Source organism: Salinivibrio sp. VGrn1 (genome assembly GCF_009377995.1).
Classification (GTDB): Bacteria; Pseudomonadota; Gammaproteobacteria; order Enterobacterales; family Vibrionaceae; genus Salinivibrio; species Salinivibrio siamensis.
The window spans coordinates 1-10,124 of the sequence record NZ_SATA01000017.1; the positions used below are offsets into that span (position 1 = coordinate 1).

Genomic DNA, 10,124 nt, shown 5'->3' on the forward strand with positions numbered 1-10,124 from the left:
TTAAAGCAAGAGAAGAGTTTTAAAGCCGGTATTCAACGCAAGCGAATGATGTGCGCGATGGACCAAGAGTACCTGGCGACCGTGCTGGGAAGCCTTTCGTGACGCGGATGTTCATGCGTTTTCCGTGTGGACGCCGCCAACCAAAGGGCGGTAGCGTGGACGTTAAAGTAAATCCATTGGGCTTGTTGTGCCTGCAAATTGCTGACCAATCACATGAGTATAGATCTGCGTGGTAGAGAGATCGGTATGGCCCAATAAGGTTTGAATGGTGCGAATATCGTAACCCGCCAAAAGCATCTGTGTGGCAAAGCTATGGCGAAACGTATGACAGGTAACGTGCTTATGGGTGATGCCAGCCTTTTGCACCGCACGGTTTAAGGCTTTACGCACATTGGAATCATGCAGATGATGTCGGCAGAGCTTATTAGACACTGGGTGGTGGCAATAATTGTAAGAAGGAAAAATAAACATCCAGCCTGTCTTGCGGTATGCATTGGGGTATTTTCTATCCAGCGCATAAGGCATGGAGGGTCCGATACCTTTTTGATTGTCGCCTTGCTGAATGTCGACAGCTCTTTCACATAATGTATGTAACTCATCAGCCAATTGATTAGGCAGCAAGGTGGTGCGTGATTTTCCACCTTTGCCATTATGAACAGTGATCGCGTTATGATTAAAATCCAAATCCTTGATGCGTAACCTCAAGCACTCATTGATGCGTAGGCCACTGCCGTACATAAGCCCACAAATCAGCTTATCCCTTGCGCCAAGGTAGGCAAAAATTCTGGCAACTTCTTCTTTACTGAGCACAATTGGAATTCGCGGCGATTTTTTGGACGGACTAAATGCAATCTTACCTAGCGGCTGGTCTAAAAACTGGTTGTATAGAAAGGCCAGTGCATTGAGTGCAACCTTTTGCGTATTCGGTGAAATTTGTTGCGCATTGGCCAAATAAGACAGAAACGTTTTTACATCCTCATCACTGAGCTCTGTCGGATGTTGCTTATGATGGAAAAGGATAAATCGGCGCACCCAGTATAGGTAACTCTTCTCAGTTTTGATCGCATAGCCTCGCCGCCTGATCTCGTGCTGAAGGCTTGCCATAAACGGGCTTTTGATCATGATCCTTTCCCTCCATCTAAGACTGTTTATTCATACAGCTTATTGGTAGAGAAAGCCAAATAGTGTGCACGCTTTTTCGAGGCACATTCACATTATCGCCGAAAGAGAAAACTTTAGTTCAATATAATCAGACGGTTATAACTTCGCCTTTGAGGATAGTGTGAACGCCTTATCCGGGATAGACGGCATGCACACTTTCGCAGACAAGGTGATTGCTTCAAGCGGTAAAAATATGTTTAATTATAGGTAGTTAGATGAAAAAAGACGCGTATAACGGTTTTGACAAATCGAGCACGCGCACTAATACAATGTTAGTTGCTGGGTGAAAAATTAGGTTGTTGGAGATAATCAAGTTGGTTCAAATATACGGCGCTGAAGAGACCAAAGCGTTCTGCTGTAATTGCAAAAAGGTGACGTTTCATAAGTATGAAAGCTTCTCTAAATCTGGTGAAGACACGGGAAAAGAAGTTAAGGGTTTCTTTTCTAGCTTATTTGCAGCAATAGCGAGTGCGTTAATGGAAGGTGAGCCTTCAGGTGATTACAAGTGCAAAGTCTGCGGTACAAACTTACATACACCAGACTACCTAGATTAAGGTTGTAGATCTCGGCAGGTGGTAAGTTTCACAACTAACAATAAAATTTAAGGGTGATTCACAACGCTCGGCGCTTTCACTTCATGCAAGTTTAGTGTTTATGACACAATGCTTTAGGTAGGTGGTTAGCGTTGTTCACACCTTAATTTGGCGTTATGTACTCGGAGGAAAAATGATAGATACGGCAAGGACTCGAATTGAAGTGATGTCCAGTAAGCATGCTTCAGATATGCTTGCATACCAACTCGAAAATCGTGAGCATTTAGCTCCATGGTCACCACTTCGTACAGATGAATTTTATACTTTAGACAACTGGCTGTCTCAGTGTAAAAACAGTGAGTCTGCGTTTGAGAAAGGTAGTGAAGTTAAGTTTTTAGCTTTGGATAAAGATGCAGGCGAAATTGTTGGTGTTTGTAGTTTCACGGGTATAGCTCGCGGTGTTTTTCAAGCCTGCTTTTTAGGTTACTCCATTTCTAGAAAGTTTGAAGGTCAAGGTTATATGACCGAAGTACTCGAAGCATCGATAGGTTACATGTTTGATATCGTTGGTCTTAACCGAATAATGGCGACTTACATGCCACATAATGTAGCGAGTGAAAGAGTGCTGCTTAAACTAGGTTTCGAGAAAGAAGGTGTCGCTAGGAAGTACTTAAAAATTGCAGGACAATGGGAAGACCATATCCTTACGTCCAAACTTAACGAACGCACATAACAAAGCGTTTAAGACGGATTCACAACGCTTGGCATTCTCAGTTTGCTTCTGCTTAAGTGTTTACGGCACAATGCTTTAGGCTGGGTGGATGCGTTGTTCACCACTTAACGCGGCGTTATGTGTCTTCTAGGATAAATTAAGATTATGAATTATTTTGAATCTCCTTTTTCGGGGATCCCGTTAAAGCAACAAGTGACAAACCCGAATATTATTGTAGGCGAGCATAGCTACTATTCTGGTTACTATCACAACCATAGCTTTGATGACTGTGCTCGTTATCTCAGTCCGGACAGAGATGATGTTGATAAGCTTATTATCGGTAGTTTCTGTTCAATAGGCTCCGGCGCTGTGTTTATGATGGCGGGAAATCAGGGGCATAGAAACGATTGGATTAGTACATTTCCATTCTTTTACCAAGACAATGAGATTTTCGCCGATGCTACTGATGGATTTCAACGCGCAGGTGATACTGTAGTTGGCAATGATGTTTGGATTGGTTCAGAAGCAATGATTATGTCTGGCGTCAACATAGGTCATGGCGCCATCATCGCAAGTAGAGCTGTCGTAACCAAAGATGTAGCGCCATATGAGGTTGTCGGTTCAAATCCAGCAAAACATATTAAGTTCCGTTTTTCGGAGTCAGAGATAGCCATGTTGCTTGAAATGCAGTGGTGGGATTGGCCTGAGAGCGCTTTAAAGGGCGGTATTAAGCATCTTTGCTCCTGTGACATTGAAAACCTTTACAATTATTGGAAGGAGGAAGTACGCACATAACAATAAAATTTAAGGGTGATTCACAACGCGCGGCGCTCTCACTTCAAGCAAGTTTAGTGTTTATGGCACAATGCTTTAGGTAGGTGGTTAGCGTTGTTCACACCTTAATTTGGCGTTATGTGTTACGAAGTAATCGGAGATAGCAGCGCGAAAGTGATAGCAATAAAAGCACTGAAAAGAATGGTTATTCACGGGTGGAAAAGTTTGGGGTAACAATGCCAAAGACAGCGTCAAAGTTGTAAAACGGCCAAATAAATCTGCTTATCTGCTGTCTCTTGAGCCAATTACCTGATTACCAAGTAAAATAGAACACCAGAGGTAAACCCAATGATGCTAAGGTTTTTGCCTACAAAAATACTTATGTTGTTGATGATTTCCTTCACGATTTAAGCCTTCCGTTGGTTAAATAGTCATCAATAGTATTAACATGTTCATTCATTTGTCAAATTTTAGCCAACAGGGCAAAAGTGGGCAACAAGTTGCTTTTTGGGAGCACACATAACACATATGAGCCCTTCTCCGGTCAATAGGCAATAGCATTTTTTGGCTGCGCCAGCAGCCAATGCTCTCGAACAACAAAGTCGTCTACTTCGCTCTGTCATTTCCGCCATTATGTCATTGCTTACGGCAAACACATATAGAAGATCTCTTACTGCCGTCTATCGCGGCAAAGGTCACTAACCCAATACCAGCAATGCATACACTCGATGCCGACAACAATTTGGTCTTGAAAGGGCGCAAGAGTGTCTAAGAGTGCGTCAGGGGTGGCGTCAACTTTCTTATGAACCACGGTGTTACCCGCAGAATCAATGATACAGACGTAAAGAATGCGCGCATGCAGATCGATGCCGCAGTAATAATCATGCTGTTGGTTATAAAATCTCATCGAGTCTTCTCCTTTTTTGGATTTGTCGCCTTCCAGCTTAGCCTGCTGGTTAAGCTGGAGGAGAAGGCTCAATGAGTATCAAAGCGCTTAAGACAGATTCGCAACGCGTGGCATTTTTAGTATGCGTTGATTTATGTGTTTAAGGTGTTATGCAGTGACTTCGTATTGCGTTGCTCACTACTTGGCTTAGCGTTATACGAACTCGAAAATTTAACATGGAGAGTGAATTGAAAGATTATGAAGTTTATCTGTTCGATATGGACGGAACATTAGTAAATTCAGAACCTTTAAAGGGCAAAGCGTTAGCATTAGCGTGTTTAGATTATGGCGCACACGTAGACTACAACATTTACAAAGATGTTATGGGTGAAAGTTGGCAGGTTGTAACGGGTCACTTCTTTGAAAATGCAAATATTGCTCCTGACTTAACAGAGTTTAATTGCTACTTTCGAGCTCATTACGAACAGTTGCTCAATGATGGTCTTGAGCTAAATGTTGGGGCTAAGGCTTACATAGAACAGTTAAAACTAGCAGGTAAAAAGTGTGGAGTTGTTAGTTCAGCAGCAACATGGATGGTGGCTAATATTTTAGCCTCGTTACAGCTAGAGAATGCTTTTGACCTTGTTATCACGCAGGAGCACGTAACTAAGCATAAGCCTGATCCTGAAGCCTATACTTTAGCTCTTGGCAAATTAGCTGCTTCACCTGACCAAACAATTGTGTTTGAAGATTCTACAGCGGGTATTCGTGCTGGTAAATCTAGTGGCTGTGACGTCATTGCTGTTAAGCATGACTTTAATGGTAAAAATGACCTAACCGGTGCAGTTAAAGCAATCAGCACATATGAGGAAATGTTCGTATAAAAAGGCGCATCAATTGACAAAATACATGTCACAAATTTTGCTTCGCAAAATATAGTGCCAAGTATTTTGCAACTGTGCTTTGCGTTATGCGCTCGCAGAAATGGAGATAATCAATCATGGAAGATTTAGCTAATTCGTTAAGAAGTTCTGGCCTAAAAGTAAAAATTAAAAAAGGAAAAATTGCAGTTCGGCTTGACGGGCTCTCAAATCCGGTTTCGATAATAAAAGATATACCTGCTGATGAGTATAAAGTTAAAACGAATGATTCGATTCTATCGATAATTTCCTGTCTTTTTCTATTTATTGGTCTGTCAGGTATTTATGAGTTTAGTGGTAATGCTTTGATTAATGTTGCACTTATCTCCGTTTCTATATTGTCTTTTGTTACAGTGTTACTTACAGAGTTTAAGCTAACTAAATTACGCGCTACTGTAGTTGCGTTCAATCGTGGAGAACGCGTATAACACATATGAGCCCTTCTCCGGTCAATAGGCAATAGCATTTTTGGCTGCGGCAGCAGCCAATGCTCTCGAACAACAAAGTCGTCTACTTCGTTCTGTCATTTCCGCCATTAAGTCATTGCTTACGGCAAACATATATAGAAGGTCTCTTACTGCGGTCTCACCGCTGCCTGCCAATCATGTGACAGGGCCATTAGACATTACTTCCCGTTCCCACGCAGGAGCGTGGGAACGAGTTATAGAGAATGACTTTTCCGTGGTCATCCACCGCGTGAAGAGAAAAGTGGTGCTTGGCGAGATCAGCGCCACAAATGAATTGAGTAGACATGGTTACCTCCGGTATTAAACGCCGCACCTAAGTGTGGCAGATCTTCAAGAGGAGGAATCCATGTCATTCGTTAGTTTTCAGATCAAATTGACAATCAAGGTTAAAAGAAGAATGGTTTCATACAGAAATATGACCCAAGAAGAGTTTTCGGATTATAGGTCGTATTCAAATGAATTTAGAGGTCGAGAGCTAGCTGACGCAAAGCAAGTATCTCATGGTGAAGGAGTTGCGTTAGCAAATAAGGAACTCGATGAGTGCTTACCTCTAGGGTTACAAACGGAAAATAACGTTCTTCTCTGCTTGGAAGCTGAGCAAGGTGGCATTAAATACGTAATTGGTTATTTCTGGTATCTTTTGGGTGACAGCTCCGTATTTATTTATGATTTTCAAATCTTTCCTGAGTACCAAGGAAATGGTTATGGTAGCCAATTATTTCAAGCAATAAACGAGTCATGGGCTGACAATGGAATTGAGCGAGTAGAATTGTTGGTTTCGTACGACAATGAACGTGCATTTAAGCTCTATAAAGAGCTTGGTTTCAAAGCCACAGGTATCAACATGTCTAAACGAACTCAAACTAACAATCGGCTGCATTGCGACCGGTTTTCCGCTGCTTCGCGGCTCCAAACCGGCGCGTGAGCCGGGCGTTATATTTCAATCCCAAGATAAGGAGAATAATGCGAAATTTAGTAGTTATTCTTTCACTTCTTATGCTGGTTGCCTGCGGCGAAGAAGAGACAGCAGAAAACATTCAGAAAAAATTAGAGCAAGGTGAGACCCTAACGAAGAAGCAGCAATGCATAGCTGACACTGTAGTTTCGTCAATCGTCGATCCAAAGAATGTCATGCTCTTTGCAGCAACATTCGATGTGCTTAGTCGGGCCTATATTGCCCAGAAGGCTCAAATTGTAAATTATTGCAGCACAATGATTGTTGGATCACGACAAAGCGACGCTTTTAAAGATTACTCTGAGAACTGTCCTGAAGAGCTTAAAGAATTGAGCAATGAGCAGTTAACAGAGCTTGATATTCGGGCGCAAGAGTTAGCGAGATTGGCTGCTGATCTTGATGGTAGTCCATTAGATGCTGCACTTGGTAGTTGCGTGGATTTCTGAATATAACAATCGCAGGCACAGCGACGGCTTTTTCGTTGTGGCTTTGCCTCCACTACAAAGTCGCGCGTGCTGCGGGCGTTATGCAAAAAAGATGGGTACGGAGGGATTACCCCCATGAACGATTACAAGGCACGATTTATTGCCGCACATAAAAGGACTTTGGATTTGGGGCTTAACCCCGGCGACCGTGCATTGCCCTTTAAAAAGCAGATTTCTGAAAAGAAAATGGTGCGGATATATCAGTTTTGCCTCGATTTTCTTTACTCTCAAGGATTTGATTGCTCTGAGAACCTAGCGAACAACTGCATTCCAGTTAACATGATGCTTACAAAGCTCCTGAAGTCTGAGATTGCTGTATCTAGTGTGGTCACAGTAGGAGATAAGTTCTGGAGTGATTACGTGTACTGTCGCATGTCCTATCGCGAAATCGAGAATGAGCTGAATTGCCCTGATGTCAACAGCCCTCTAAAGGCCCATGCTTGGCTCACGCTGAGCGATGGAAGTGTCGTGGATTTTACTGGTGAAGCTCACATGGATGTGCTGCAGGGCAGAGGAAACTTCCCAGCAGACAAGTGCGTGGCTGTTGTTCGGCCGAAGGATAATCCAAAAGATGGATATTACCGTCCTTTTCTCGTCGGAGGAGAGTTTTTCGAGAGAGTTGGTGCGTTCCAGCTTGCTTATGCATAACAATCGCAGGCACAGCGACGGCTTTTCCATTGCGGCTTCGCCTTCATTCCAAAGCCGCGCATGCTGCGGGCGTTAGGGCGCAAGGAGTAAAGTGATGATTAGTCACATAGATCATATTGTCCTTACAGTTTCCGACATAGAAAAATCAGTAGATTTTTACAAACGGGTATTGTGCATGGATGAAGTCACTTTTTCCAACGGTCGGAAAGCTGTAACGTTTGGAAATCAGAAAATTAACTTTCAGCTTCTGGGTCAAGAACCGCGAAATATAGCCAATGTGGGTTCAGGTGATATTTGCTTAATTACTGATTGGTCGTTGGCGTCAGTGATAGAGCATTTGGTCAAAGAAAATGTGAAGATCATTGAGGGTCCCGTAGAAAAATCAGGAGCTGTTGGTTCAATCCAATCGGTCTATTTTTTGGATCTTGATAAGAATTTAATCGAAGTCAGCGTATACCAATAGGTTCTGGGCCCTAACAATAAAATTTAAGGGTGATTCACAACGCTAATCGCTCTCACTTCAAGCAAGTTTAGTGTGTATGGCACAATGCATTAGGTAGGTGGTTAGCGTTGTTCACACCTTAATTTGGCGTTATGTTTCCTGAGCACTGAGAACGAAAAAATATGGAATTGTTGATTTTCTTGCTTTTAATACCTGTAGTTCGCGGATTAATCTTTTTCTTTGATTGGAGGTACCTCGCAAAGGTATGTGATAAACATAACCTCTATCTTCAAGGAGTTGGTGACAGTGCAACTGAAGAGGCCAAAGACGCCTCTGGTAAAGCCTCAGAATGGATTACCGAACATACTACTGAAATTAAACGTAGGGTTGAAAAGTCTGGAATCCAAAACCCTGTACACAGTTTCATGGATGCAAAAGGTTATGGGTATGTTGGGCAAGCGCGGATTCAACCGCGAAGTGCAACACTCTCATTTGCAGCCTGACATAACTTGTTAAAGATAACGCTAGGCTGCCTAAAACCAAGACATTTTCTTGGTCGAGCATTCAAACGGGCCACTGCTTGCATCACCTCTTCTTCAGTGATTTCACGCAGGTCAGTGCCCTTGGGAATATACTGCCTGAGCAGCCCGTTACTGTTTTCGTTTAAACCTCGCTCCCAAGATGAATAAGGGTGAGCAAAGTAAATGTCTGTCTCTAATGCCTCGGCTATTGCCTTGTGTCCGACAAATTCTGAACCATTATCTGCTGTGATTGAGTGCACATGCGCGGCGTACGGTCGAAGTAGCTCAATGGTGGCATCACGGACGACATCAGCGTTTTTGCTGCCCACCTTTTTTGCCAAGTAAAAGCGACTGGTTCGTTCAGCAATAGTGACAAGCGCGCCTGTGCCGTGTTTGCCTAAAACAGTATCGATTTCCCAGTCACCAAAACGCTCACGAGTATCAACAATGGCTGGCCGCTCATCGATAGAGACGGGGTCTGGTATCACACAGCGCTTGCTTGTTTTGCCCTTACGATAGCGTTTGTGCCCTTGGCGCAATGATTTATATAATTTGCCGCCAGCCGCTTTATCCGTTGCCACATATTGATAAATCCATTCATGGCTGACAGGCATGCTCAACCGCGTGCTCACATGGCTAATCTGCTCTGGGCTCCAATCAACGTTCAGGCAGAGTTTAACAAAGTCGATTGTCATCGAAGGTATGCGCCAGGGAAAACGCATGAAGATCCGCGCCATGCCTGGGCTATCGATTTAATGACTTATTTATCAATTAAAGCTTAAAACCGTGCGTTGTACCATGTTTATTAATTAAAATGAGTGAAAATAAAGGATCAATTTGTTGATCATTTTCAGTGCGATTTAATGGTCTCCTAATGTTTAGGAGATTAAAATGACAGAAGAAAAAAGTCCATTTATGCATTTCGTTTCCATCAAAGATATTCGCCAAGAAGGAAAAGTTGAACATACGTTATCAGATATTATTTTGATAACGATCTGTGCGGTTCTTTCTGGCCATGATACTTGGAAAGGCATTAGTGATTATGGCCGTAAGCAGCGCGATTTCTTATTACGTTTTGGCTTTTCAGGTAAAACGTCACCGTCGGCAGATACGATCGCAAGAGTGATGGGAACCATCAGTCCAAAGGCATTACAAAAAGCCTTTATAGAATGGATGAAATCGTGTCATGAATTAACGGATGGCGAAGTGGTTGCCATTGATGGAAAAACACTAAGGGGCTCATATAATCGAGCAACAGATCAAGCTGCTATTCATATGGTTAATGCATTCGCAACAGCAAATGGTGTATGCCTCGGACAGTCGAAAGTAAATAGTAAAACCAATGAGATTACGGCCATCCCTAAGCTGCTGGAATTGCTCGATATTTCAGGTTGTTTGATTACCATAGATGCTATGGGTTGTCAGCACAAAGTCGCACAGAAAATCATTGATAAAAATGCTGATTATTTGCTTGCCGTTAAAGGAAACCAAGGCAGGGCGAGATCGCGAACGTTTTTTGACCAAAAAAGGATCGGTTTGACGATCACCTCTGGCTGTGATCATATAGGCCGATTCTAAAATAGTTCGGGATAGATACCGTGGATATCGATACATTTAAAG

Annotated in this window: 12 protein-coding genes and 4 pseudogenes; 12 read left to right on the forward strand and 4 right to left on the reverse strand. The window is 42.8% G+C overall.

Features of this window, described 5'->3' with window-relative positions:
- Positions 1-102: glycosyl transferase (locus EHW56_RS15420; RefSeq protein WP_102504739.1), on the forward strand; the 102-nt coding region annotated here is incomplete at its 5' end.
- A 60-nt stretch (positions 103-162) separates the two neighbouring features.
- On the opposite strand, the gene EHW56_RS15075 is transcribed toward EHW56_RS15420, so the two are convergent.
- Positions 163-1,122 (reverse strand): integron integrase, encoded by a 960-nt coding sequence (locus EHW56_RS15075; RefSeq protein ID WP_152800096.1) that lies wholly within the window; start codon positions 1,120-1,122, stop codon positions 163-165.
- A 353-nt stretch (positions 1,123-1,475) separates the two neighbouring features.
- Between EHW56_RS15075 and EHW56_RS15585 the strand changes: the two genes are divergently transcribed.
- From EHW56_RS15585 to catB, 3 genes are all read left to right on the forward strand, one after another.
- Positions 1,476-1,715 carry a hypothetical protein gene (locus EHW56_RS15585; RefSeq protein ID WP_077480441.1) on the forward strand — a complete coding sequence of 80 codons (240 nt, stop codon included), beginning with the start codon at positions 1,476-1,478 and terminating at the stop codon, positions 1,713-1,715.
- A 172-nt stretch (positions 1,716-1,887) separates the two neighbouring features.
- Positions 1,888-2,427, forward strand: coding sequence for a GNAT family N-acetyltransferase (locus tag EHW56_RS15085; protein ID WP_152800098.1), 540 nt, complete (start codon positions 1,888-1,890; stop codon positions 2,425-2,427).
- 144 nt (positions 2,428-2,571) lie between these two features.
- Positions 2,572-3,201: a type B chloramphenicol O-acetyltransferase gene (gene catB / locus EHW56_RS15090; protein WP_152800101.1), complete on the forward strand. Its 630-nt coding sequence runs from the start codon at positions 2,572-2,574 to the stop codon at positions 3,199-3,201.
- Positions 3,202-3,862: 661 nt separating this feature from the next.
- On the opposite strand, the pseudogene EHW56_RS15095 reads toward catB, so the two are convergent.
- Positions 3,863-4,087 (reverse strand): annotated as a pseudogene (locus EHW56_RS15095) (IS110 family transposase); the annotation flags it as partial.
- Between the two features lie 215 nt (positions 4,088-4,302).
- Here EHW56_RS15095 and EHW56_RS15100 point away from each other — a divergent pair.
- Together EHW56_RS15100 and EHW56_RS15105 are read left to right on the forward strand one after the other, a co-directional pair.
- Entirely contained in the window at positions 4,303-4,950 is a 648-nt protein-coding gene (locus EHW56_RS15100) for an HAD family phosphatase (RefSeq protein ID WP_077663537.1), read from the forward strand.
- Positions 4,951-5,066: 116 nt separating this feature from the next.
- Positions 5,067-5,414: a hypothetical protein gene (locus EHW56_RS15105; protein ID WP_152800103.1), complete on the forward strand. Its 348-nt coding sequence runs from the start codon at positions 5,067-5,069 to the stop codon at positions 5,412-5,414.
- A 217-nt stretch (positions 5,415-5,631) separates the two neighbouring features.
- Here the strand turns inward: EHW56_RS15105 and EHW56_RS15590 are convergent.
- Positions 5,632-5,739: pseudogene (locus tag EHW56_RS15590) on the reverse strand (IS110 family transposase); the annotation flags it as partial.
- Between the two features lie 60 nt (positions 5,740-5,799).
- Here EHW56_RS15590 and EHW56_RS15110 point away from each other — a divergent pair.
- The 5 genes from EHW56_RS15110 to EHW56_RS15130 all read left to right on the forward strand — a co-directional run bounded on the left by EHW56_RS15110 (position 5,800) and on the right by EHW56_RS15130 (position 8,486).
- Positions 5,800-6,378: an N-acetyltransferase gene (locus EHW56_RS15110; protein ID WP_227486573.1), complete on the forward strand. Its 579-nt coding sequence runs from the start codon at positions 5,800-5,802 to the stop codon at positions 6,376-6,378.
- A gap of 38 nt (positions 6,379-6,416) precedes the next feature.
- Positions 6,417-6,854, forward strand: a complete 438-nt coding sequence (locus EHW56_RS15115; RefSeq protein ID WP_152800105.1) for a hypothetical protein — start codon at positions 6,417-6,419, stop codon at positions 6,852-6,854.
- A gap of 114 nt (positions 6,855-6,968) precedes the next feature.
- The gene (locus tag EHW56_RS15120) at positions 6,969-7,541 is read left to right on the forward strand and encodes a hypothetical protein (RefSeq protein WP_152800107.1); all 573 of its coding nucleotides are present in this window, start codon (positions 6,969-6,971) and stop codon (positions 7,539-7,541) included.
- Between the two features lie 94 nt (positions 7,542-7,635).
- A complete protein-coding gene (locus EHW56_RS15125) occupies positions 7,636-8,004 on the forward strand; it encodes a VOC family protein (RefSeq protein ID WP_069362635.1) in 369 nt (122 codons plus the stop codon).
- 161 nt (positions 8,005-8,165) lie between these two features.
- Positions 8,166-8,486, forward strand: coding sequence for a hypothetical protein (locus EHW56_RS15130; protein ID WP_152800109.1), 321 nt, complete (start codon positions 8,166-8,168; stop codon positions 8,484-8,486).
- Here EHW56_RS15130 and EHW56_RS15135 read toward each other — a convergent pair.
- Positions 8,450-9,208, reverse strand: a pseudogene (locus EHW56_RS15135) (IS30 family transposase); the annotation flags it as partial. The gene EHW56_RS15130 and the pseudogene EHW56_RS15135 overlap by 37 nt on opposite strands.
- 187 nt (positions 9,209-9,395) lie before the next feature.
- On the opposite strand from EHW56_RS15135, the pseudogene EHW56_RS15140 reads away from it, so the two are divergent.
- Positions 9,396-10,001, forward strand: a pseudogene (locus tag EHW56_RS15140) (ISAs1 family transposase); the annotation flags it as partial.
- Positions 10,002-10,124 lie beyond the last annotated feature (123 nt).

Bases quoted from the DNA above. Each gene is read 5' to 3' on its own strand.
- EHW56_RS15075 (WP_152800096.1), bottom strand. From the start codon at position 1,122: ATGATCAAAAGCCCGTTTATGGCAAGCCTTCAGCACGAGATCAGGCGG.
- EHW56_RS15085 (WP_152800098.1), top strand. From the start codon at position 1,888: ATGATAGATACGGCAAGGACTCGAATTGAAGTGATGTCCAGTAAGCAT.
- catB (WP_152800101.1), top strand. From the start codon at position 2,572: ATGAATTATTTTGAATCTCCTTTTTCGGGGATCCCGTTAAAGCAACAA.
- EHW56_RS15100 (WP_077663537.1), top strand. From the start codon at position 4,303: ATGGAGAGTGAATTGAAAGATTATGAAGTTTATCTGTTCGATATGGAC.
- EHW56_RS15105 (WP_152800103.1), top strand. From the start codon at position 5,067: ATGGAAGATTTAGCTAATTCGTTAAGAAGTTCTGGCCTAAAAGTAAAA.
- EHW56_RS15110 (WP_227486573.1), top strand. From the start codon at position 5,800: ATGTCATTCGTTAGTTTTCAGATCAAATTGACAATCAAGGTTAAAAGA.
- EHW56_RS15115 (WP_152800105.1), top strand. From the start codon at position 6,417: ATGCGAAATTTAGTAGTTATTCTTTCACTTCTTATGCTGGTTGCCTGC.
- EHW56_RS15120 (WP_152800107.1), top strand. From the start codon at position 6,969: ATGAACGATTACAAGGCACGATTTATTGCCGCACATAAAAGGACTTTG.
- EHW56_RS15125 (WP_069362635.1), top strand. From the start codon at position 7,636: ATGATTAGTCACATAGATCATATTGTCCTTACAGTTTCCGACATAGAA.
- EHW56_RS15130 (WP_152800109.1), top strand. From the start codon at position 8,166: ATGGAATTGTTGATTTTCTTGCTTTTAATACCTGTAGTTCGCGGATTA.